Origin of the sequence: Agrobacterium sp. AGB01 (assembly GCF_014851585.1) — a bacterium.
Taxonomy (GTDB): Bacteria; Pseudomonadota; Alphaproteobacteria; order Rhizobiales; family Rhizobiaceae; genus Agrobacterium.
This window is the reverse complement of sequence record NZ_JACVAB010000002.1, coordinates 617736-641289: the sequence shown is the minus strand read 5'-3', so window position 1 is coordinate 641289 and position 23554 is coordinate 617736. Positions and strand designations below refer to the sequence as shown.

Here is a 23554-nt window from a genome sequence, read left to right as displayed (position 1 = left end):
TGTAAATCCCACTGCGCAATCAACCGATTGCGCAGTGTCTCTGAATCAGTCTGCGAATTGCGCCATCCCAACCAAAACACCAAGCGATCACAATTCCGTTTCAAAACTGGAATGATTTTAGAAATCCGGCTATACGAAATTGACTAATTTCCATGCACATCCATACGGATTTTTATGAACAGCATCGAGCCAAGTTGGGATTTTTACCGCACATTCCTGAGTGTCTTGCGTGACGGTTCTCTGTCCGCTGCCGCCCGTGAGCTGGGCATCACCCAGCCAACCGCCGGGCGCCATATCGGTGCGCTCGAAGAAACGCTCGGTTACCAGCTTTTTATCCGCTCACCTCACGGCCTGATGCCGACGGAGGCAGCGCTGGCCCTTCGACCTTACGCAGAAAACCTCGCGGCGACCGCATCGGCACTGTTGCGCGCAGCATCAGGTGAGGTCGGCAAGGTTGAGGGTTCAGTCCGTATCAGCGCCGCCGATATTATCGGCGTTGAAATTCTGCCCGATATCATCGCGGGCCTTCAGGAAAAATATCCGAAGCTGGAAATCGAACTATCGCTTTCCGACACAATAGAAGACCTGGTGCGTCGCGAGGCTGATATTGCCGTTCGCATGACCGAACCGCTGCAAGAGGCACTGGTCATTCGTTATGTCGGCAATATGCGGCTGGGTTTTCACGCCCACAAATCCTATCTTGCCAAAGCGGGTACACCGCAGGAAAAACAGGATCTCGACAACCATCATTTGATTGGTTTTGATCGGAAAACGCCCTTCATCCGCGGACTGCTGCAAAAGATGCGCAAGGACAATCCCAGTATTCCCGATGCGGAGGCAATCGGCTTTTCGATACGGGCGGACAGCAATCTGGCGCAGCTGTCGATGATCCGTGCAGGTGCAGGTATTGGCGTCTGTCAGATCGGCATTGCCAACAGGGAGGACAATCTGGTGCGCATTTTGCCTGCCATCGAAATTCCGCTCTACACCTGGGTTGCCATGCACGAGAACCTGAGAACATCACCCAAGTGTCGCGCGGTTTTCAGCGCGCTTGTCGACGGCTTGAAAGGCCATCTGAAACAAATGGACCCAGAGGCACTAACACATAGGCCCTGAACAACACGGCAGACTTACGCCACCCTGCTAAACAAGGCAGGCAATATCAAGAATTGGGCATAGTGGGTACGGTTTCGTCCACAATGACAGCCTCTGGCCGGTCGCCGCCATTGCTGTATTCCTCATGCCAGCGTCCGCGCTCATCCTGGTAGCTTATTTCTTCATCTTCGCCACCAACCTGCTGCTCCTGCACCACAATGTTGACGGCAGCCAACGCATCGGCATGGCTTGGAAAGGCTTCCGACCAGGCACCATTCATCCTGTAAGCCCAACCGCCATCATGCGGCACAATCTCGTACACCACTTTTGTCATGCGCATTTCCTCCTGTTTTTTGAAGGACATGTCGCTGGCCGCGAGGATGATACAAAGGACATGGCGTCGCGGCATGGCGGCATGTGTCCTTGGGACGGTACTATCCTATTAAAAAGCAAAAAGTGCAAACATCGCTTGATGTACATCACATCACAAACGAAAAAGCCCGGCACGAAGGCCGGGCTTTTCCTTGGTACCAGACAGAATTACTTGCAGGCTGCGCAGAAACGCTGAATGCGCTTGCACGCCTCTTCGAGAAGCGCTTCCGACGTCGCGTAGGAAATGCGGAAGTTCGGTCCAAGACCAAAGGCCGAACCGTGAACCACGGCAACGCCTTCTGTTTCCAGAAGTTCGGACACAAAATCCTCATCGGTCTCAAGAACCTTGCCGGACGGTGCGGTCTTGCCAATCAGGCCAGCGCAGGACGGGTAAACGTAGAACGCACCTTCCGGCGACGGGCAATTGATACCCTTGGCCTGGTTGAGCATCGAAACCACGAGATCACGACGGCCTTCGAAGATCTTCTTGTTGGCCGGAATGAAATCCTGCGTACCGTTCAGCGCCTCAACAGCCGCCCACTGTGCAATCGATGTTGCACCTGAGGTCTGCTGGCCCTGGATCATGTCCATGGCCTTGATCAGTTGCAGCGGACCTGCGGCGTAACCAATGCGCCAGCCAGTCATGGCATAGGCCTTGGAAACGCCGTTCATGGTCAGGGTGCGGTCGTAGAGCGAAGGCTCAACTTCAACCGGAGTGACGAACTTGAAGTCACCATAGGTCAAGTGTTCATACATGTCGTCGGTCAGAACCCAGACATGTGGATGCTTGACCAACACGTCGGTCAGAGCCTTCAGCTCGGCCTGGCTGTAAGCAGCGCCCGATGGATTGGACGGCGAGTTGAAGATGAACCACTTGGTTTTTGGCGTAATCGCCTTTTCCAGTGCTTCAGGCTTCAGCTTGAAATTGTCTTCCAGCGTGGTGCTGACGAAAACCGGTGTGCCGCCGCAAATGGAAACCATTTCCGGGTAGCTGACCCAGTAAGGTGCAGGGATAACAACTTCATCACCGGCGTTAAGCGTCGCCATGAATGCGTTGAAAAGAATCTGCTTTCCACCGGTACCAACGATTGTCTGCTCAGGCTTGTAATCAAGGCCGTTTTCGCGCTTGAACTTTTCGGCAATTGCCTTGCGCAGTTCAGGAATACCCGAAACTGGCGTGTATTTGGTTTCGCCGCGTTTAATCGCGTCAATGGCAGCTTCCTTGATATTGTCGGGCGTATCGAAATCCGGCTCGCCTGCGCCAAGACCAATAACGTCGCGACCCTGAGCTTTAAGCTCACGAGCTTTCTGGGAAACTGCGATGGTTGCGGATGGCTTTACACGGGAGAGAATGTCGGCAAGGAAGGCCATTTTTATCGGTCCTATTGAAGTTGACATCGGCAGAGGCTCTTCAAGTCACCGTCTGCGGCATGTTCTATGTCGAAAGACTGCCCTGCTTTCAAGCGCAAAAGCACCGCAATATGACAGGTTGACGTCATTTTTCGGTCCCTTGGTCCATAATGGCATCGCTGTTTTTTTGATGCTTAACGGCCAGGTAACGCTTTAGCGATATCGTATATACGATCCAGCGCGGAAGCGAATATTAACTGATATTGTAGCGGCCGATGACCCCAAAGAGCATTTTCTCGAATCTTGCCAAAGAACCGGATGGCACCTGGACAACAGTCTACGGTCCCTTCGTGCTGAAATCCGCACTCCAGCCAATATTCCGGCGGTTGGGGAACGGGCGATTGAACATCGATTCCTTTGAGGGTCTTGTGCGCCCCTACAAGGCTGACGAGGCGGTATCGCCTGCCGAGTTTTTCCCCTTGGTGAACCCGGTTGATATCGAAGCGATCGACAGTCTGCTGCGCACCCTGCATATCCTCAACACGGGATATCTTGATCGCAGCAAGGCGCGTATCTTCGTCAACTTTCATCCCGGCCTTTTCCGCACGCCGGGAAAGATGCGTCAGGAAGTGGAACGCATGCGCCTTGCAGCCCACGAGGCGGGCATGACACCTGATCGCATCGTGTGCGAGTTCTCCGACAAGAAGGCTGAGGATACCCAGCTCATCGCCGATTTCGCCAGTCATATGCATGCCATAGGTTTTCGCGTTGCCATTGATGATTATGGCGCGGGCGATTCCGATATTGAGCGCGTGAAATTGGTCAAGCCGGACTATGTGAAGTTTGAAGCCAGTTGGGTACGCGACTTCATGAGCAACTCGGCGGGGGCTGCACTGCTGCGGGTCATCGTCAGGCAGTTCATGGACGACGGCATAGAGCCGGTTTTTGAAGCATTGGAAGAAAACTGGCAGGTCGAACTTTGCGGCGATCTCGGCGTAAACCTGATGCAGGGATATGCACTGGCCCGCCCCGAACTTGCACCAACCACCTTTGACGAGCGTTTCCCCGAACTCGATGAACACGGCCGGATCATCTACTCCGGTGTCGACCATGTTCAGCAGCACCTCTACCGGGACGTTACACCTGTGGAAAGTCGCATTCTGCGACCTACCAGGGCCTTTGGAAAACGCAAGAATTGACCGCGTTTTACGTTCACAATCCGCTTGCCACAATATGACCATGATAATTGCGGGTTAAAGTCCAAATTCGGTCGCCAAGCAGTCCACATCACAGCCTTTATTCCCTTCATAAGACAGAGGGAATCGAAACATGTTCATTGAAGATCAACAGACAGCACAGCGCGTAAGAACACGCAGAACATTGTTTTCGTTGTGGATGGCAATTGCAGCCCTGACGGTTATCGTCACCATGGCAGCCGGCCTTGCCACCTCTGCCCACGCCTCCGAGATATCGATGGTCATGCAGTCTGTTCCATCAAGCGCGGTGGCGCTGTCTGAAGGCCTCAATGACCGTGTTGTGCTGATGGCATGTCTTGTTGTTTCTTTTTTGCTGATGATGAGCGGAACCGCAGCCTTGGCACGCAGAAGCCTGAAGGACGTCGCCAAAGACCATATTAATCGCCGCACTTGATCTAAAAACTCTGTCGATCAGCAAGTCGTGAACACCAAAAGGTTGAAACCTTTTGCCAGCAATGCACATTTAGCCCGGTATCACACCAAAGGGCGCAATTCGAATTCTCGAACAAAAGACTGGCGCTCCAGATTTTACTTTGATGCATAATCTTGGTCGGTCCTTGTTTGCCTGCCACGGGTTACGCTCTGAACGGAGATAATCCATGACGGAAAGCCGCCATCGCCCCTCCGCGATACCGGGTAAATTCACAGCGCACCACCTACCTTTGGCCGCTTTGATTGCGAGCGCCTCCCTGCTGCTGCCCACCTTTTCCTATGCTGCTGACGAAGCAAGACAGGAAAAAACCGAAAAAGCCGACATTGCGGTACAGGTTGTGGCATCCGGTCTGGAAAATCCTTGGTCGGTCGAAGTGTTGCCGGATGGCTCTTATATCGTCACCGAACGTGCCGGTCGGATGAGGATCATCAAGGACGGCAAACTGTCTGAACCACTTGCTGGCCTTCCCGAGATATCGGCTGGTGGCCAGGGTGGATTGCTCGACATCGCGCTTGATCCGAAATTTGCTGAAAACAAAATGCTTTATTTCACAGCTTCCATCAATGGCGATGGCGGACGCGGCACGGCTGTGTTTCGTGCAAAACTGTCGCCAGACAATTCACGCCTTGAGGGCGCTGAACGTATATTCGCAATGAACCGCTTTACCGGCACCGGCCAGCATTTTGGTTCACGGATCGCAATCTCCAGCGATGGCAAATTGTTCTTCGGCATTGGCGACCGGGGTGATGGTGATCGCGCTCAGGATCTTAAGGACCATGCCGGCAAGATCTTGCGCATCGAGACAGATGGCAAGGTCCCCGCAGACAACCCTTACGCTGTAAATGGTGAAGGTGCGCCAGAGGTCTGGTCCATTGGCCATCGTAACCCGCAAGGATTGGCTTTCGACAGCAAAGACGGCACCCTGTTCACGGTAGAACACGGCGCCCGCGGCGGCGATGAAATCAACATCCCGCAACCCGGTGGCAATTTCGGTTGGCCTGTCATTTCCTATGGCAAACATTATTCCGGTCAGGACTTCCCTGGAGGGACCTCACAGGAAGGTATGATACAGCCTGAATATTATTGGGATCCCTCGATCGCACCCGGCGCCATTGCCGTTTATCACGGCGCCATGTTCCCGGAATGGGATGGCAGCCTGTTTGTCACCGCATTGAAATATCAGTTGCTTGTGCGACTGGAGCGAGATGAAAGCGGCAAGATAGCCTCGGAAGAACGTATGCTGAAAGGCGATTACGGCCGCATGCGTGACGTTATCGTTGCCCCCGATGGCGCGCTTCTCATCCTGACCGATGACAGCAATGGTTCTCTTCTAAGAGTATCACGCGCCAACGCTTCCTGAGCCGTGAGAATAATCAGCACGTTGCGGGTCACAATGAAACGCAACGTGTTGAACGCCGCCCACATCAAAGCGATTAGGGCAGCTTGCCGGACGTTCTGTGACCTGATAGAGCCAAGTCATCACAATCACAGATCTGCAATAAATATGTGCTGAATACCGTTATCAGGTTCCCCGCACTTATGGATCGTTTGGGCAATCATGACGCGCGTTCAGGCAAATCTTATTCTGCTTCTTGCGGCTGCCATTTGGGGTGGCGGTTTTGTTGCACAATCAACTGCCATGCAGAATATCGGACCTTTCTGGTTCGTTGGCTTGAGATTTGGCATAGCCGCACTTGCCGTATTGCCGTTTGCGTTGATGGAAGCTCGCAAGATGAAAAGCCTGCCAACCGGCAAGGAGCTTTCAGGCTTCGGCCTGGTCGGTCTCGCATTGCTCGGTGGCGCCATTACACAGCAGATTGGCCTTGTGACGACTACGGTTACCAATAGTGGCTTTCTGACCGGCCTTTACGTGATCTTCGTTCCGGTGATCGCTGTTGTTGTCTATCGCCGTTTTCCGCACTGGATTGTCTGGCCCGGCGCGCTGATGATGTTGGGCGGGATTTTCCTGCTATCCGGCGGCACCTTCAGCAAGTTGAATGGCGGCGATATCTTCTCGATTATCTGCGCCTTCTTCTGGGCAATCCAGATCACGCTGGCAGGACGGTTCGTCACCACGAGCAATCGACCGCTTGCCCTCTCCTGCGTCCAGTTCGCCGTGTGCTCCATATTATGCTGCTTGATGGCAACCGTTATGGAGCCCTTCTCGCTCAACGCCATTTCCAACGCGTGGCGTGAAATCCTCTATGTCGGCCTGGTATCGTCAGGCCTTGCTTTTGTACTGCAGGTTATCGGACAGCGTTATACGACAGCTCCGCAGGCCGCGATCTTCCTGTCATCAGAGGCACTGTTTGCCGCAATGTTTGCAGCAGCGTTTTTGGGTGAAACCTTGAGCGGCATTGGTTACATTGGATGCGCTCTTATCTTCGCAACCATACTGCTTGTGGAGCTTGTACCGGAGTTCACCCGACAAAGGTCGGCGGTATACACGCAATAAAAGTGTATTTTTAATTTTTTTCGATTTTTCGCCCAAAACTACGCTTTTTGCGCGTAAAATAATAAAAATTCCCGAACGGCGCGATGCTTTTTCCGATGTTAGCGTAAACATAGAAAAAAAGCCTCACACGGTGATTCATAGCCATAAGATGACAGCTATCCGAATAAACAACGGATAAAAACTTTTGCTTGCCAATTTTCTATAAACACAGCACTCTGTTGCGGTTCGGGCAATTTGCGAGCATGGGAAGACCTAAATAATATGCGAACCGGAGGCGCCAAAACTCCGGACGGGGAATAATTAAAGGACGAAAACCTTCAAATATATTTCTCGTGAGTAAGGAGGTCCCTTTTCTCACCATTCAAGAACTGCCTGCCGTACGCCCTTTGGGCAAAACTGAAATGCTGCCTGACGCTGAACACGGGCAGAGCGAAAAGGACCTGATGCATGGCCGAGACTGGCACCGTAAAATTCTTCAACACAGACAAAGGCTTCGGCTTCATCAAGCCAGACAATGGTGGCGCTGATATCTTTGTACACATCTCTGCTGTACAGGCTTCCGGCCTGTCCGGTCTTTCAGAAAACCAGAAAGTGAGCTTCGACACGGAACCTGATCGTCGCGGCAAAGGCCCAAAAGCAGTCAATCTTCAGATTGCCGGCTGAGCCAAAGGACGACTTTCCCGTCCAGTTGAAGCCCGGCAGGAATGCCGGGTTTTTTTATGCCGGCATTTGGCTGGCAAAAGACCTGCGCTTTAACATCTACGCAGACATCAGTTCTCTATAACGCCCCTGTTCAGCAGTCGCCTCCGAAAACCGCAACCGGTTTTCGGAAAGCGTGATGGGGTGTTTCAAAGACCGCGCAGGTAAGGGTTTGTACGGCGCTCTTCACCGATACGGCCACCTGGTCCATGACCACAAATAAAGCCGACCTCGTCTCCCAGTGGAAACAGCTTGTCGCGAATGGATGCCATCAACTGATCATGGTTGCCACCGGGCAAATCGGTGCGTCCGACAGAACCGGCAAACAGCACATCACCCACATGGGCAAAGCCCTGCGCGCGGTTGTAGTAAATCACATGCCCCGGCGCATGGCCCGGCGTGTGGTAGACCTCAAATACATGCTCGCCGAACGAAACGGTCTGCCCCTCTTCCAGCCAGCGATCAGGGATAACATTCTGCAGGCCTTCAATGCCGTATTTCTCGGCCTGCGTTTCAATGCGCTCGAGCAGCGGCAGATCGTCCTTGTGGGGACCGACAACATCGAGCGACAGTTTTTCTTTCAGCTCCTTGGCACCACCAGCATGATCGAGATGACCATGTGTCAGCCAGATTTCCTTGAGCCTGATGCCGTTTTCTTCGATGGTCTGAACAATCACTTCAACATCACCGCCCGGATCGACAATCACGCCCTCTTTGGTGTCTGCATCAAACAGAATGGTGCAGTTTTGCTGAAACGGCGTCACCGGAATAATCCCGGCCTGAAGTTTTCCCATGATCATCTCCAAAGGTTCTGGGTCAGGTGGTACCTTTGTATACGGAGGGTCGCTCCAGCACACAATCCAGTAGCTGCAACAACCAACATCAACCTCTTTTGAGGAGACAAAAAGAATGCCGTTAAAACAGAAACTTACTGAAAAAATGCGTAAGTTTCCGGAACAGGCCCAGCGGAAAGGCGTTCTATTCGCAGTCATAAACGGAGTGATAATGATGACGCATAAGCTCAAACTACTCATCGCCGGCAGCTTTTTGGCGCTGATGGCAGGTGGAGCCAGTGCCGCAATGGTTGCCACCACCGCCGATGATATTTCGGTGCGTTCCGGCCCCGGCGAAGAATATGAAGAAGTTGGCCTTGCCACCCGTGGCAGCAGCGGCGTTCTTGATGGATGCCTTGAAGGCAGCAGTTGGTGCCGCATGGACATTAACGGCATGCGCGGCTGGGTATACGCTGAACAGCTCAACGTGATGTACGAAGGTTCACCAGTGGTGCTGGAGCAGCATATGTCCGAACTGGATGTTCCGGTTGTCGCTTTCGAGAAAACTGGCAGCATCAACGTGCCACAGCCAGGTCCAGGTGACGAGAAGCTGGGTCGCGTCGAGGATATCGATGCGATAACACCACCGGAAAACATCATCACCTATATCGACCAAAACCCTGCCCAGGAAGTCGAGGTCCAAGGTGACGTTGTCATCGGTAGCGCGGTTCCGGCCGAAGCACCGCTGATCGCCATCCCGGATTACCAGTACCGTTATGTGCGCGTAAACAATGTACCCGTACTGGTAGAGCCTGAAAGCCGCCGCATCGTTTATATTTATCAATAAACGCCAAGGCATTTCTGGCTTGAAAAGGAGCGCGAGAGATCGCGCTCCTTTTTCATTTAAACATAGGACCTGAAATGCTGGCACCTCACAGAAATCGTCACTGAAAACGTTGTGTTTACAGATTGATGTGGTTGCAACCGCATATTATGCACGGCAACACAAAATGATTGATTGCATCCTCCCGCAAACATCGAATTTCAGCTAGTATCTGCCGGGATTCGGAAGACTGGACATGTAAGGAAATACGGTGCCACCGCAGTCGCTGAAAAAAGCCGCCAAGGAACTTCATAAACTTCCAAGCGTGGATGAAGGCAAAATCGATTTTGAAACAATCGAGGCTTTGTTTTTTGCCTACAGGGACTTCGTGTCTGACCCTGATGCAATTCTGGAAAAGCTGGATTACGGACGCGCCCATCACCGTGTCGTATATTTCGTCAGCCGCCATCCGGGCATGACCGTGGCAGACCTTCTCGACACCTTGCAAATCACCAAACAGAGCCTGGCGCGCGTTCTCAAGCAATTGATCGATGACGGTTATATTCGTCAGATGACGGGCCCGGAAGACCGTCGCCAGCGCAGGCTTTATCCGACACTGACCGGGCGCGAACTTGCCCTGGCACTCAGCGAACCACAATCCCGTCGCATTGACCATGCGCTTGATGGTATGAAACCGGAAGCACGCACCTTCATACGTGAGTTTCTGAAACGCATGCGGACACCAGCGCCGACAGCAGCGGAGGAATGACATGCCGAAGGCTGAGCAGAAGCAGCAACCAGCAGCCGACGACGCAGCACATTTGCTGATTGTCGATGATGACGCCCGCATTCGTGAACTGCTCCAGCGTTTTCTTGGCGAAAAGGGATACCGCGTCACCGTTGCGGCGGATGCGGCCGAGGCTCGTCGCAAAATGGAAGGCATTCGTTTCGACCTGTTGATCCTCGACGTGATGATGCCGGGCGAAAACGGCCTGTCCCTCACCCGCTCGCTCAACGAGAACAAATCCGTGCCGGTCATCCTGCTGACCGCACGGTCAGAGGCGGACGCTCGTATTGCCGGACTTGAGGCCGGTGCGGACGATTACCTTGCAAAGCCATTTGACCCGCGCGAGCTGGTGCTTCGTATCAACAACATCCTGCGCCGCAATGCATCGCCGGACACACCCAAAATCGAACAGGTGATGTTTGGTCCTTACAGCTTCTCCATTCCGCGAAAGGAACTGCGCAAGGGACCGGAGACGATAAGGCTTACCGATCGTGAGCAGGACATCATGCTGCTGTTTGCCCTGCGGTCTGGCGAAACCATTCCACGCCATGAGTTGGTAGACACCGATGCCGATGTTGGAGAACGCACTATCGACGTGCAGATCAACCGCCTGCGCCGCAAGATCGAGGATGACCCGGCAAACCCGGTCTATTTGCAGACGGTACGCGGCATCGGTTACCGTTTGAGCATCGATTGATATAACCAGCCAGCCCAGAACGCAGGCATTATCTGAACGCCGGAAAGGTTATGACGACCATGGCGAGCCTTGATTTCATGAACAAGATTCAGAACAGCAACATCTGGTCGTGGTGGCGTTTTGCAGCCCGCTGGCTGCGGCACTGGCTACCGACAGGGCTTTACACCCGTTCTCTGCTGATCATCATCTTGCCGATGATCTTGCTGCAGGCTGTTGTCGTCACCCTTGTGATGGAACGTCACTGGCAAATGGTGACCGAGCGCCTGTCTGCCGGGGTCACGCGCGACATCGCCGCCATTATCGAAATTCTGGAGACGGAAGAAGACGAGGCTGATGAGGCACGCATCGTGCGGATTGCCCGTGAGAAGCTGGATCTCAGCATCTACATCGAACCGAAACAGGAACTGCCCGCCCCGCTTCCCAGGCAATACTTCTCCATCCTCGACAATATTCTGGAAGACCAGATCACATTGCAGATCGGCAAGCCGTTCTGGATCGACACCTATGGCAACGGCTCACTGGTCGAAATCCGTATCCAGCTTGAAGATCACACCTTGCGTGTCTTCACCCGCCGCAACCAGGCCTACGCCTCCAACACCCATATCTTCATTGTCTGGATGGTTGGCGCCTCCCTGGTTCTGGTCGGCATTTCCGTCCTGTTCCTGCGTGGCCAAATTCGGCCGATCCTGTCGCTGGCGCAGGCTGCAGAAAGCTTCGGCAAGGGTCAGAAGATCATGCAGTACACGCCACGCGGTGCCGATGAAGTGCGCCGCGCCGGTCTGGCCTTCATTCTGATGCGGGAGCGTATTGAAAGACAGCTTGAGCAACGCACCGCAATGCTGAATGGCGTCAGTCATGACCTTCGCACCATTCTGACGCGCTTCAAGCTGCAGTTGGCGCTGGCAGGTGAAAGTGCCGGACTGGAAGAACTGGACCGTGATGTCGATGACATGCAGTCGATGCTGGAAGCCTACCTCACCTTCGCCCGGGATGGCGCAGAAGAAGATATAGGCAAACTGGCCATCTCACAGGTTCTGGAAAAACTGCGCATCGATTTTGACCTGCACGACAAGGTCATGACCTACAATATCTACGGAAGTGACGTGATCGCGGCCCGGCCCAACGCATTTGCAAGGCTTATCGGCAACATTGCCGGCAATGCCCAGCGTTATGCCAATACGCTGCATGTCGATGTGCGACACGCTCCAAAATCCGTTATTCTGACATTTGATGATGATGGTCCCGGTATTCCGGAAGACCTGCGCGAAGACGTGTTTAAGCCTTTCTTCCGGCTGGATGAGGCCCGCAACCTCAACTCGTCAGGAACCGGCCTTGGTCTGTCGATCGTCAAGGATATTGCCATCAGCCATGGTGGTGAGGTGACGCTGGATAACAGCCCGCTCGGCGGACTTCGCGTCATCGTCAGAATCCCAGCTTAACACACAGCAGTATGCGATCTTAAGCACGGGACGGATAAGAGCTTTGTCAGGTGATACGTGCGTCTCAGCACATCTTCTGGCCGTTCGGCACCGGCTGCTCAACCGCCGCCAGCACGATGTCGCCATTTGCATCAGCAAAGCCGAGCGTCAAAACTTCGGAACGCACAGGGCCGATCTGACGCGGCGGAAAATTCACAACCGCCAACACCTGTCGGCCGACAAGGTTCTCGAGAGTATAATGCACGGTGATCTGTGCGGATGATTTCTTGACGCCGATCTCGGCACCAAAATCTATCTTGAGTTTGAAAGCCGGTTTGCGTGCTTCAGGAAAAGGTTCTGCCTCAATGATCGTTCCAACGCGGATGTCGACCTTTTCAAAGTCAGCGTAGCTTATCTCTTGAGACATGAAATCCTACCCACAATTCTGCGCAGTGAAATGAAGCAACCCGAACCCTAAATCACAGGGCAAGGGCCCCCGCTTCAGTTGGCAAGTTCTTCTGCCCGCTTACGGGCCGCAGCGATGGCTTCGTCAAAAAGCGGCTGCATGCCCTCCGGCGCCATCAGCACCGACAGGGCGGCGGCGGTCGTGCCGCCGGGCGATGTCACATTCTGTCTTAGGCGAGACGCGTCTTCGGGGGACTGATGAAGCAGTTCACCAGCCCCCGCGACAGTCTCTCGCGCAAGTCGCATAGCGAGGTCCGCAGGCAGGCCAAGTTTCCGACCAGCCTCCGCCATGCATTCCACGAGATAAAAGACATAGGCCGGACCACTGCCGGAAACGGCGGTGACGGCATCGATATCGCCCTCGCCAGCAACCCATTCAACAGGGCCACTGACTTTAAGAAGATTGTGAACCTGAGTGCGCTGCTCTTCGCTAACGGCAGCATTGGCATAAGCGCCTGTGACGCCGCGACCAACCATGGCCGGTGTATTGGGCATGGCACGCACCATGGCGGCGGCACCCAGCTGCGTCTCCAGATAGCTCAGTGTTTTACCGGCCGCGATCGACACGATAACCGTGTCACTGCCAACCAACTTCTTGATCGATGGCAGAACCGTATCCATCAGTTGCGGCTTGACCGCAAGAAACACGATACCAGCCGTCATGCCATCAGGTGGGGTAACCGAGTGGGTCGCACCCGCCTCGGCAATCATCCGTTTCATGGCGTCGGATGGGTTGGGATCGAGAACAACGACGGACGCGCCGGCAACACCCTTCTTGAGCCAGCCGGACAGCATGGCGCCACCCATATTGCCAGCTCCAACAAGAACGAGAGGCCTGCCTGTCGTCGTGACCATCTCAGGCTTCTCCAACCGTCTCGAACAGGGCCACATCCATGGCCTGTTTTGCGTCCATGCCGGACCACACAACAAACTGGAATGCCTGGAAGTAGGCTTCGCAAGCGTCAAGCGCGCTGGAAAGCAGCACTTCAACCTGCTGATTGGTTGGCTCTGCGCCGCCGGCAAGCAACAGTGACTGACGGAAGATCACGACATCTTCCTGACGCCACAGATCAAAGTGCCCCATCAACGTTTGTCCGTTGACGAGCGACAGCAAACGAATGACTTCGTTGATCCGTCTCTCTGGCACCTTGATGTCGAAAGCGCAGGCAAGATGCAGCGCTTCGAACTGTTCCATCCACGAGAACGAGACGTGATAATCCGTCCAGCGTCCTTCCACCGTCATGGCAATCTCGTCTTCACCGGATCGCTCGAACGACCAGTCGTTCAAGGAGGCGACGAACTCGATCATATCAACCGGGTTCGTCTGACGTTCAGCTTCAATTTCCACTAGGCTCATACGGCACCTTCTCAACCGGAATGGATTGCGCAGTTTCGTACACAAGGAACAAAACTCACACATACACCCGACACAACATTTGGGACGATTGCCCGAGCCGCCAGAATAACGCAGTCACCCTGTCTGGAGCTTACCAGGTTCGTTTCGAATCATCATTTAAAATCAGTGTATAACGACCGAGTCCGGCTGCCACCCCCTCCTTTGCTAATTTGCGGAATAGGCAGTGGATAGAAGTTGTGACGCGATATCAGTTCAGAGTCATAACCGACTCTGGCGATTGAACTTTTCGCCAATGTCCACAGACCGGAAAATTTTCAGATTTTTTTATCTATTGACGCCAAATAACAGATTCGAATGCCCAAACCGGCCTGTGGACATCTCCGGACGAGGCCCAGGAATCAAAAATGCCGGACCAAACCGGCCCGGCATTCAACAGAATCAACGGGTAATGACCCGGCAGGATTATTTGGACAGCTCTGCGATTTTCGCCTCAAGCGCTTCGATGCGCGCCTGCAAAGCGTCATTTTCGTCGCGCGCCTTGATCGCCATTTCGCGGACAACCTCGAACTCTTCGCGCTTCACCAGATCAAGACCGCTCAACCAGCGGTCTGCCTGTGCGTGAAAAGCGGTCTCGACTTCCTTGCGCACGCTCTGTGCGGCACCTGCCGCATCCGTCACCAGCTTGGCGAATTCATCCACAATACGATTCGGTCCTGTACTCATGACGAAACATCCTTTCTTCCGGGCCGCGACGGCCAGCAAAAACCATGAATTTCAGGTAGGCACTCCCATGCCTCTATGCAAGTAAAATCGAAAGCAGCGGCACGGTTGCATATCAGGGAAAAATTGTGCCCAAAAATCGCCTTGACCCGTTCCTATTCAATCGCCATCTTCCGGCTCCCGGCAGATAAATGCACTTCCATGCAGGAAATCTACCGCACAATAACAAATTGATGGGACATGAGTTTGTATCCAGCCGCGACATCACTTTCGATCATGCCTTTTCCGCAAATCGATCCGATTGCCATCTCCATCGGGCCTTTGGCCGTTCACTGGTATGGACTGGCTTATGTCGTTGGCATCATGCTTGGGTGGCTTTATGCGCGTCACCTCACCCGGAAAAACACCTTGTGGCCCGGCAACACCTCGCCCATCACCGTCGCCCACCTTGATGACTTCATCGTCTGGGCAACAGCGGGCATCGTACTTGGCGGACGCCTCGGATATATATTGGTCTATGATTTTCCGTCAGTTGCAGCCAATCCCTTGCGCGCTTTCGAGATATGGAATGGCGGCATGTCCTTCCATGGCGGCCTGACCGGCACAACCATTGCCATGCTCCTGTTTGCGCGGCGCAACAAAATCCCGATCTGGAGCATGTTTGACATCATTGCAGCTGCGGCACCGATCGGCCTGTTCTTCGGACGCATCGCCAACTTTATCAATGGCGAATTGTGGGGCCGGTTGAGCGACGCTCCCTGGGCCGTCGTGTTCCCGACCGGCGGTCCCTTTGCACGCCATCCAAGCCAGCTTTATGAAGCGGCTCTGGAAGGTCTGGTGCTGTTTATCGTGCTGGTGGTTGCCATTCACGTTTTCAATGCCCTGAAACGACCTGGCATTGTCACAGGCATCTTTGTCACCGGTTACGGCCTGTCGCGTATCCTCGTGGAATTCTTCCGCGAACCAGATGCACAACTCGGTTATCTCGCAGGGAACTGGTTGACCATGGGCATGGTTCTTTCCACACCCATGGTGGCACTCGGCATCTGGGCCATCTTGCGCGCACGTCTGGCACCGGCCAACGTGTGAAGCGGAAAGGCATAACTGATGACGCAACTCGCAGAGCGCCTGAAGTCCATGATCCGCATAAGCGGCCCGTTGAGTGTGACGGATTATTTTTCGCTGTGCCTGGCCGACCCGCAATACGGCTATTACAAGACCCGTGAGCCGTTTGGCCCGACCGGCGACTTCGTCACCGCCCCGGAGATCAGCCAGCTTTTTGGAGAAATGCTCGGCGTCTTTATGGTGCATGCCTGGCAGCGGCATGGCACACCTGTCAATACGCGGCTGATTGAAATCGGTCCCGGACGCGGCACCATGATGGCAGATATGTTGCGGGTGATCTCCCGCATCGCACCGCCGCTTTACGAAACCTGCACCGTGCACCTGGTGGAAACCAGCCCGAGGCTGACCGAAATCCAGCAACAGACGTTGCAGGCCCATGATGGCAAAGTCAGCTGGCACAGCAGTTTTGATGAGGTACCGGCAGGCTTCACGTTAATTGCCGCCAATGAATTGTTCGACGCCATTCCGATCCGACAGTTCATAAAGACAGGCCACGGCTTCCGCGAAAGACTTGTCGGGCTGGATGCTGACGACAATCTGGCATTCACCACAGGTGCAGCGGGCATTGATCCGGACCTGCTACCGCTTGCACCGGAGAAAGAGCCTGTCGGCACGATTTTCGAATATTCGCCTGCGCGCGAAAGCGTGATGATTACCATCTGCGAGCGGTTGAAAAACGAAAACGGTACGGCACTGATCATCGACTACGGCCACCTTGTGACCGGTTTTGGCGACACATTGCAGGCGCTGCGCATGCATGAGTTCGACCCACCGCTTGATCACCCCGGCGAAGCCGACCTGACAAGCCATGTCGATTTCCAGCATCTAGCACAAACGGCGCGCGATCTCGGCGTACATATCAATGGCTGCCTGCATCAGGGTGACTTTCTGTACGGGCTTGGATTGGCTGAACGCGCCACGGCCCTGGCCCGCAATGCAACACCCGAACAGGCCAAGGCAATCACGGAATCCGTATCGAGACTGGCCGGTGAAGGTGCAGGACGAATGGGGGAACTGTTCAAGGTGCTTGCCGTTTCAAGTCCGAACCTTCATCTGCTTCCATTCCGAGCGGTGGATTGACAGGGAACGCTCACGCTGTTCAACATCAAAAAAACGAAGCAGTAAAACTGCACGGGCACCCGCCAGGGTGAATTCAGGGAGTTTTGTCATCACCGGGTCATCCCGTCCCGTTTCAATCGCATTCAATCAAGGAAACCCGATATCATGCAGGATGAGCACATGCCTCTGCCGATAGAAAGCCCCCTGCTCTCATCAGGTTCAAGTGGCGCAATACGCCATGGTTTTTTCACCCGGCAAGGCGGGGTTTCACACGGTATCTATCGCGGACTGAATGTCGGGCTCGGCTCGCAGGATGATCAGGAAGCCGTCATTGAAAACCGTACTCGTGTTGCAAACTGGTTTGGCCTGCCGCTGGAACGGCTTGCAACCGTCCATCAGGTTCACTCCCCAGATGTGACAACCGTCGACAGCCATTTCGATGGTGAGCGTCCTCAATGCGACGCGCTGGTCACCAGAACACCCGGCATCGTGCTTGGTGTATTGAGCGCCGATTGTGGCCCTATACTGTTTTCGGATCCCGAAGCTGGCGTTATCGGTGCGGCTCATGCTGGCTGGAAAGGTGCACTCGGCGGCGTGCTGGAAAACACCATCGAAGCCATGGTCGACCTTGGTGCACGGCGTGAACACATCATCGCCTGCCTTGGCCCGTCGATCAGCCAGAAAAACTATGAGGTCGGGCCAGAATTCATTGATCGTTTCCTGAGCTACGATCCCGCCTACCAGACCTATTTCAGCGCCTCCGACAAACCCGGCTACGCGATGTTCGACCTGCAGCGACTGACGGTAGACCGGTTGTTGAACGCTGGCGTAAAGGCGCACTCCCTCGACATCTGCACCTACCCCGATAAGGAGCTGTTCTTCTCCTATCGTCGCACGACACATGCCGCCGAGCCGGATTACGGTCGGCAGATTTCCGCAATTGCAATCACGGAGAGCTAATCATGGCACTGCACTTCACGACAGGAGAATTCGAAAGCCGCCGCACCCGCCTGATAGAGCGGATGAAGGCGGAAAATCTCGATGCGCTTTTGTTGTTTGCGCAGGAAAGCATGTATTGGCTGACCGGCTATGACACATTCGGCTACTGCTTTTTCCAGACCCTGATTGTGAAGTCCGATGGAACCATGACGCTGTTGACGCGCTCTGCAGATCTGCGGCAGGCCCGTCAAACCTCCAATATTGAGAACATTACCATATGGGTGGACAGGCTGAACGCCGATCCGACGCTGGACCTGAAAAACCTGCTGAGCGAAATGGATCTGCTCGGCGCCAAGGTTGGCATTGAATATGACACCCATGGCATGACTGGCCGCGTCGCAAAGCTGCTTGATAACCAGCTGGCCACTTTCTGCCAGATCAGCGACGCGTCCTATCTGGTCAGCGGACTGCGTCTTGTCAAAAGCGCCGAGGAAATTGTGTATGCCAAACGCGCTGGCGAACTGGCGGATGATGCGCTGGATGCTGCCCTTCCGCTGATCCGCGCCGGTGGTAGCGAGGCCGATATTCTGGCTGCCATGCAGGGTGCCGTCTTTGCCGGCGGCGGCGATTACCCCGCCAACGAGTTCATTATCGGATCTGGTCAGGACGCCCTTCTTTGCCGTTACAAGGCCGGCCGCCGTACTCTGGAGGAAAAAGACCAACTGACACTGGAATGGGCCGGGGTAAGCGCACATTACCACGCTGCGATGATGCGCACCGTCGTCATCGGCACGCCAGACTTCCGTCAGAAGGAGCTATACAACGCCTCCCACGAGAATATCATTGCCATCGAAGAGGTCCTGAGGCCGGGCAAGACATTTGGCGATGTGTTCGATACTCATGCCCGGATCATGGATGAGCGTGGACTGACACGGCACCGCCTCAACGCTTGCGGTTATTCACTCGGCGCACGTTTTTCGCCCTCGTGGATGGAACACCAGATGTTCCATGCCGGCAACACCCAGGAAATCCTGCCTGACATGACCCTGTTCGTACATATGATCATCATGGATTCTGATAGCGGCATCGCCATGACCCTCGGCCAGACCTATCTGACCACAACCGATGCGCCCGTCTCGCTGTCGCGCCATACGCTGGATTTGATTGCAGTCTAAGAGAACCGTTGATTTGACATAACCGGCTTGACGCCCATACATTGCCGCCGGGCAGATGTGCTTCGTTGCGATATCCTCACCGATATCCGGCAAGGCAAAGATGACGGAGACTGACGATGAGGAAAAACCGCGTATGAGGCGGCTGACGACCATGTTGGCCATTCCCGGCCTTACATTCGCTCTTGCAGCCTGCAACACGTCCGATGCACTCACGCCACAGGTCGGTATTGGCGAAGGGCTGCAGCCATCGTCTACTCCCTTGACGCAAAACGATCTTGATCGCGCCTCTGCTGCCGCAGACACCCAGACGGCTTACCAGCCGCCGCAACGGCAGACCTACCGTCCACAAAACACGCTGGATGCGCAGGCGCACGCCCTGTCTAACGGTGCCGGGCAATATCAGGACTATCAGCAGCCGGTAACGTCAGAGCCGCCTGTTCAGCAACAACAGCAGTTGCAACCACCACAACAGCAGCAGCAGCAGAGCGCGTCGCTGGCGCCCGCGTCATCGTCCGGCAGCATTCGTTTCTTGCCAATCATCGGCGCGCCGGTTCAGGCCGTCACACCGTTGTCACGGCAACTCGGCGCAGAAGCCCGCGCCAAAGGCTTGACGATCCGCAGTTCCAACGACACGGCAAGCGACCATATTCTCAAAGGTTACTTCTCCGCCTTCCCGGATGGCGGCAAAGTGACAATCGTCTTTGTGTGGGATGTGCTGGATAACAATGGCGCCCGTCTGCACCGTCTGCAGGGACAGGAAAGCGTGTCGGGCAGAGGCAGTGATCCTTGGGCGGCGGTAACACCAGCCGCGATGGAATCCATCGCCAATAGAACGCTTAACGAGTACATGGCATGGCGCAATGCGAACGCTGGGTGAGTTTTGTCAAAAAGAATTCATGAAAAACGTGAGCAAATCCGCTTCACCCCTTGCATTCACGACCAACGGCGCTATTAAGGCGCGCATGGCAATAAGGCATGTCCGGCGGCGTTTTAGAGCCGGGTGTCCCTTCCCTTGAATAACGCACCGGTCACGAGGTATATCCTTATGATCTCTCACGCGATGGCATGGTAACAGGCGGGCCGCAATGAAGGTTTTCGCAGGCAATTCGAACCGGCATCTCGCCGAAGCGATCTGCAAGTATCTTAATGTTCCTCTCGGAAATGCCACTGTAAGGCGGTTTGCTGACCAGGAAATTTTCGTCGAAATCAGCGAGAATGTTCGCGGTGAAGACGTGTTCATCGTTCAGTCAACATCGTTCCCGGCGAACGATCACCTGATGGAACTGCTGATCATGATCGACGCGATGCGCCGGTCCTCCGCAAAGCGTATCACTGCCGTTCTCCCCTATTTCGGCTATGCGCGTCAGGATCGTAAAGCGGGCCCCCGCACACCGATCTCGGCAAAGCTGGTGGCAAACCTCATCACCGAGGCTGGTGCCGACCGCGTTTTGACGCTGGACCTGCACGCTGGCCAGATCCAGGGTTTCTTCGATATACCGACAGACAATCTGTTTGCTGTTCCAATCCTCGCTCGCGATGTGAAAGAACACTATGACCTGAAAAACGTCATGGTCGTATCTCCAGACGTTGGCGGCGTTGTTCGTGCCCGCTCTCTGGCCAAACGTCTCGACTGTCTGCTGGCAATCGTTGACAAGCGCCGTGACCGTCCAGGTGAATCCGAAGTCATGAACGTTATTGGTGACGTCAATGGCAAGGATTGCATCCTCATCGACGACATCGTCGATTCCGGCGGCACGCTGTGCAACGCCGCTGAAGCTCTGCTCAAGAACGGTGCAACAAGCGTAACAGCTTACATCACGCACGGCGTTCTATCAGGTGGCGCAGTGGCGCGTATCGCCTCTTCCAAACTGCGTGAGCTCGTCATAACCGACAGCATTCAGCCAACCACGTCCGTGCAGTCCGCTCACAACATTCGTGTTGTTTCGACGGCCAACCTGTTGGGTGAAGCTATCAACAGAACCGCACAGGAACAGTCCGTATCCGGTCTGTTTGACTGATATTCGCAAAACCGGTTGGTCTATCCGACCTCGGGAAGGTGCGCGTAATACGCGCACCTTCCCGTAAAAAGCGAATAATTATCATACAATATAGCGATATTTAACGCCCTCGAAAGCAATTGCTGCGAAGACTTTCCCCAATCGTGTTCTCACTGGAGGGGGTAAGTTCATGCCTGTTGGCACATCGCGGGAGGTTACCAAGCGCAGTTCCTTGTCTATCAAGACAAAATTTGCGGCTTTGGTAACGGGAGCAACGCTGGTTTCATGCCTTTCTGTCGGCCTGTTGTCCTATCAAACAGGCAAGGCCGGTCTGATTGACGCAAGCAAATTGCGCCTTGAAACCGTTGAGCAAAATCAGGCAAAGCAGCTTTCGGCCTACACAGACCGGGTGGAGCAAACCCTGGCCGAGATTGCACAGAACAGTGCCCTTGCCCAGGCAACAGAAACAATGACCAACATCATCGCAACCGAACGTGATGAAGTCATCAAATCCTTCCGCCGCACCGATATTCCAGTTGAACAACGCGTCGCATTCGATGGGGAAAAGCTGAAACTGCTCTACGGCATTCAGCACGCCACCATCAACGGAACGATTGCCAGCAACTGGCGCAATGCCCGTGTCAGCGACATCTACGTCGTCGACAAGAATGGCCTCATCATCTACTCCGTCGCCAAGGAGAGCAACTTCCTGACCAATATTTCCGAACCAGGGAATGAAGCGATTAAGGAATTGCATGACCGTATCGCTGCCGGACAGGACGGTGTTGTCCACAAAGGCACATTCAACGGCACAGGTGCAAACGCCTCGACCTATATCGGCATGCCACTTGCCATTTCGTCCTGGGGCCAGGTGCTGCGCAAAGGTGTTGTCATCATCCGCGTATCGGCAGACCGCGTCGCGTCTGTCGTCACGCCAGAGGGCATCGGCACATCGATTGACGATGCATTCCTGCTGAATGAAAAGGGCGCCTTCCGCTCCGGCGTTGTCTCCGGTGGTGCAAACGCGCCGGTGCCACAGGAACTGATCGCCGCCGCCGCAAGTAGCGAAACCGGCTCGGTTTTTGCCAGCAACGGCAGCAACCGCACCTTCTTTGCATACGCTCCGGTGACGATTTTTGGTGAGAAGCATCTGCTTGCCACCGGCCAGGCTGAAAGCAAGGTACTGGCATCTGCCAACAACCTCGCCTTCTCAGCGTTCATTGCCACGCTCGCCGTGCTCGGCATAATGACCCTGATCGGCATTCTAGTGTCCTCGGGTCTGACCAAGCCGCTCACCGAACTGGCAAAGCTGATGAATCGCCTGAACGAAGGCGACAAGTCCATTGACATCAAAGCGGTTTCCCGTGGCGATGAAATTGGCGTCATGGCCAAAGCACTGGAATCTTTCCGCCAGGGCCTGATCGAAAAAGAACGCATGGAAGAAGATTCCGCCCGCAAGAGCGAAGAGCTGGATGAAGAGCGCCAGCAGCGCGAAACGGAAAAGGCACGCAGCGCCAAGGAACTGGAAGACGCGGTGTCGGCTCTGGCCACCGGTCTTGCAAACCTCTCCAACGGCAAACTCGATCTGCGTATCGACCGCCCGTTCGTGCCGTCTCTCGACCACCTGCGTGTTGACTTCAACAACTCGGTTGCAGGGCTCGAAGCCACCATTGCCAATATCGGCAGCAGTGCAAACACCATCCATGCCGGTTCCGGCGAGTTGAAAAGCGCTTCACAGGACTTGTCGCACAGAACAGAACGTCAGGCAGCGGCCCTGGAAGAAGCCGCCGCTGCACTGGGTGATATGACCCAGACCGTCAATGACGCGCTGAGCCGTTGCAACATTGCCGTTCAGGCAACCGCAGAAACGATGGATGGCGCGCACAAGTCGACCGAGGTGGTCCGTGAAGCCATCGTCGCCATGGAACGCATCGAATCCTCATCGTCCAAGATCCGTCAGATCATTGATGTGATCGACCAGATCGCTTTCCAGACCAACCTTCTCGCCCTCAATGCCGGTGTAGAGGCTGCGCGCGCTGGCGAAGCCGGCAAGGGCTTTGCGGTCGTTGCACAGGAAGTGCGTGAACTGGCGCAGAAATCAGCGGCCGCAGCACGCGATATCTCGCAACTAATTGCAGCCTCCGCACAGGACGTTGAAGGCGGTGTAGCGCTGGTTCTGAAGACCGGTGAAAGCCTCGAGCACATTCAGGGTCGCATTCGCTCCGTGAACGATCATATTGGCGCCATTGCCACCGCATCGCGTGACCAGTCGCTGCGTCTCGGCGAGATCAATGCATCCGTCAACTCGCTGGATCAGGTCACCCAGCAGAACGCGGCAATGGTCGAGGAAACCACCGCCTCCGCCTTTGCGCTGGCCAATGAGGCAGACAGCCTCAACGCCCAGATCAGCCAGTTCTCGGTGCGTCGCCAGATCCAGTCGGAAAACCGCTACGCTGCGTAAGCCATAGCAAAGATCAGGAATGAAAAAGGCCGGAGCATCCACTCCGGCCTTTTTGTTTCAGGCGCCATTTTTGCCCTCCTACCAGATCGCGCCTCGCA

24 protein-coding genes are annotated in these 23554 nt (G+C 54.8%); 17 read left to right on the top strand and 7 right to left on the bottom strand.

The annotated features are described in order from the left end of the window. The first annotated feature begins 174 nt into the window (after positions 1–174). A complete protein-coding gene (locus tag IB237_RS09750) occupies positions 175–1116 on the top strand; it encodes a LysR family transcriptional regulator (RefSeq protein WP_192488438.1) in 942 nt (313 codons plus the stop codon). Between the two features lie 46 nt (positions 1117–1162). On the opposite strand, the gene IB237_RS09745 is transcribed toward IB237_RS09750, so the two are convergent. Next, entirely contained in the window at positions 1163–1429 is a 267-nt protein-coding gene (locus IB237_RS09745) for a DUF2188 domain-containing protein (RefSeq protein WP_192488437.1), read from the bottom strand. A 206-nt stretch (positions 1430–1635) separates the two neighbouring features. Then, on the bottom strand, positions 1636–2838 hold the full coding sequence (locus IB237_RS09740; protein WP_192488863.1) for a pyridoxal phosphate-dependent aminotransferase: 1203 nt from the start codon (positions 2836–2838) through the stop codon (positions 1636–1638). Between the two features lie 254 nt (positions 2839–3092). Here IB237_RS09740 and IB237_RS09735 point away from each other — a divergent pair, with 254 nt between their 5' ends. The 5 genes from IB237_RS09735 to IB237_RS09715 all read left to right on the top strand — a co-directional run bounded on the left by IB237_RS09735 (position 3093) and on the right by IB237_RS09715 (position 7624). Then, positions 3093–4016 carry an EAL domain-containing protein gene (locus tag IB237_RS09735; protein ID WP_192488436.1) on the top strand — a complete coding sequence of 308 codons (924 nt, stop codon included), beginning with the start codon at positions 3093–3095 and terminating at the stop codon, positions 4014–4016. Positions 4017–4146: 130 nt separating this feature from the next. Continuing rightward, positions 4147–4467 carry a hypothetical protein gene (locus IB237_RS09730; protein ID WP_192488435.1) on the top strand — a complete coding sequence of 107 codons (321 nt, stop codon included), beginning with the start codon at positions 4147–4149 and terminating at the stop codon, positions 4465–4467. Between the two features lie 205 nt (positions 4468–4672). Next, positions 4673–5866 (top strand): PQQ-dependent sugar dehydrogenase, encoded by a 1194-nt coding sequence (locus tag IB237_RS09725; protein WP_192488434.1) that lies wholly within the window; start codon positions 4673–4675, stop codon positions 5864–5866. A gap of 198 nt (positions 5867–6064) precedes the next feature. Continuing rightward, entirely contained in the window at positions 6065–6961 is an 897-nt protein-coding gene (locus IB237_RS09720) for a DMT family transporter (RefSeq protein WP_192488433.1), read from the top strand. 447 nt (positions 6962–7408) lie between these two features. Then, a complete protein-coding gene (locus IB237_RS09715) occupies positions 7409–7624 on the top strand; it encodes a cold-shock protein (protein WP_003494703.1) in 216 nt (71 codons plus the stop codon). Between the two features lie 185 nt (positions 7625–7809). Here the strand turns inward: IB237_RS09715 and IB237_RS09710 are convergent, their stop codons facing one another. After that, on the bottom strand, positions 7810–8454 hold the full coding sequence (locus IB237_RS09710) for an MBL fold metallo-hydrolase (RefSeq protein WP_192488432.1): 645 nt from the start codon (positions 8452–8454) through the stop codon (positions 7810–7812). 214 nt (positions 8455–8668) lie between these two features. Here IB237_RS09710 and IB237_RS09705 point away from each other — a divergent pair, with 214 nt between their 5' ends. The 4 genes from IB237_RS09705 to IB237_RS09690 all read left to right on the top strand — a co-directional run bounded on the left by IB237_RS09705 (position 8669) and on the right by IB237_RS09690 (position 12179). Continuing rightward, positions 8669–9280 (top strand): DUF1236 domain-containing protein, encoded by a 612-nt coding sequence (locus IB237_RS09705; protein ID WP_192488862.1) that lies wholly within the window; start codon positions 8669–8671, stop codon positions 9278–9280. A gap of 247 nt (positions 9281–9527) precedes the next feature. Further along, entirely contained in the window at positions 9528–10025 is a 498-nt protein-coding gene (locus tag IB237_RS09700) for a MarR family winged helix-turn-helix transcriptional regulator (protein ID WP_192488431.1), read from the top strand. Between the two features lies 1 nt (position 10026). Continuing rightward, on the top strand, positions 10027–10740 hold the full coding sequence (locus IB237_RS09695) for a response regulator (RefSeq protein WP_192488430.1): 714 nt from the start codon (positions 10027–10029) through the stop codon (positions 10738–10740). 59 nt (positions 10741–10799) lie between these two features. Beyond that, positions 10800–12179, top strand: coding sequence for an ATP-binding protein (locus tag IB237_RS09690; RefSeq protein ID WP_192488861.1), 1380 nt, complete (start codon positions 10800–10802; stop codon positions 12177–12179). A gap of 64 nt (positions 12180–12243) precedes the next feature. Here the strand turns inward: IB237_RS09690 and IB237_RS09685 are convergent, their stop codons facing one another. The 4 genes from IB237_RS09685 to IB237_RS09670 all read right to left on the bottom strand — a co-directional run bounded on the left by IB237_RS09685 (position 12244) and on the right by IB237_RS09670 (position 14703). Continuing rightward, on the bottom strand, positions 12244–12585 hold the full coding sequence (locus tag IB237_RS09685; RefSeq protein ID WP_192488429.1) for a tRNA-binding protein: 342 nt from the start codon (positions 12583–12585) through the stop codon (positions 12244–12246). Between the two features lie 74 nt (positions 12586–12659). Then, positions 12660–13478 carry a pyrroline-5-carboxylate reductase gene (proC, locus tag IB237_RS09680; RefSeq protein WP_192488428.1) on the bottom strand — a complete coding sequence of 273 codons (819 nt, stop codon included), beginning with the start codon at positions 13476–13478 and terminating at the stop codon, positions 12660–12662. Position 13479: 1 nt separating this feature from the next. Then, a complete protein-coding gene (locus IB237_RS09675) occupies positions 13480–13980 on the bottom strand; it encodes a YbjN domain-containing protein (protein WP_192488427.1) in 501 nt (166 codons plus the stop codon). Positions 13981–14442: 462 nt separating this feature from the next. Beyond that, positions 14443–14703, bottom strand: a complete 261-nt coding sequence (locus IB237_RS09670) for an accessory factor UbiK family protein (protein ID WP_192488426.1) — start codon at positions 14701–14703, stop codon at positions 14443–14445. A gap of 237 nt (positions 14704–14940) precedes the next feature. Here IB237_RS09670 and lgt point away from each other — a divergent pair, with 237 nt between their 5' ends. The 7 genes from lgt (at position 14941) to IB237_RS09635 (ending at position 23456) form a co-directional block, all read left to right on the top strand. Then, on the top strand, positions 14941–15789 hold the full coding sequence (gene lgt / locus IB237_RS09665; protein WP_371815278.1) for a prolipoprotein diacylglyceryl transferase: 849 nt from the start codon (positions 14941–14943) through the stop codon (positions 15787–15789). Positions 15790–15804: 15 nt separating this feature from the next. Next, positions 15805–16905, top strand: a complete 1101-nt coding sequence (locus IB237_RS09660; protein ID WP_192488859.1) for a class I SAM-dependent methyltransferase — start codon at positions 15805–15807, stop codon at positions 16903–16905. A 144-nt stretch (positions 16906–17049) separates the two neighbouring features. After that, positions 17050–17844, top strand: a complete 795-nt coding sequence (gene pgeF / locus IB237_RS09655) for a peptidoglycan editing factor PgeF (protein WP_192488425.1) — start codon at positions 17050–17052, stop codon at positions 17842–17844. Between the two features lie 2 nt (positions 17845–17846). Then, positions 17847–18998, top strand: coding sequence for a Xaa-Pro peptidase family protein (locus tag IB237_RS09650; protein ID WP_192488424.1), 1152 nt, complete (start codon positions 17847–17849; stop codon positions 18996–18998). Positions 18999–19098: 100 nt separating this feature from the next. Next, positions 19099–19875: a hypothetical protein gene (locus tag IB237_RS09645; protein WP_246787769.1), complete on the top strand. Its 777-nt coding sequence runs from the start codon at positions 19099–19101 to the stop codon at positions 19873–19875. 208 nt (positions 19876–20083) lie between these two features. Further along, positions 20084–21016, top strand: coding sequence for a ribose-phosphate pyrophosphokinase (locus tag IB237_RS09640; protein WP_192488423.1), 933 nt, complete (start codon positions 20084–20086; stop codon positions 21014–21016). A 169-nt stretch (positions 21017–21185) separates the two neighbouring features. Continuing rightward, positions 21186–23456 (top strand): methyl-accepting chemotaxis protein, encoded by a 2271-nt coding sequence (locus IB237_RS09635; RefSeq protein WP_192488422.1) that lies wholly within the window; start codon positions 21186–21188, stop codon positions 23454–23456. The last annotated feature ends 98 nt before the right edge of the window (positions 23457–23554 follow it).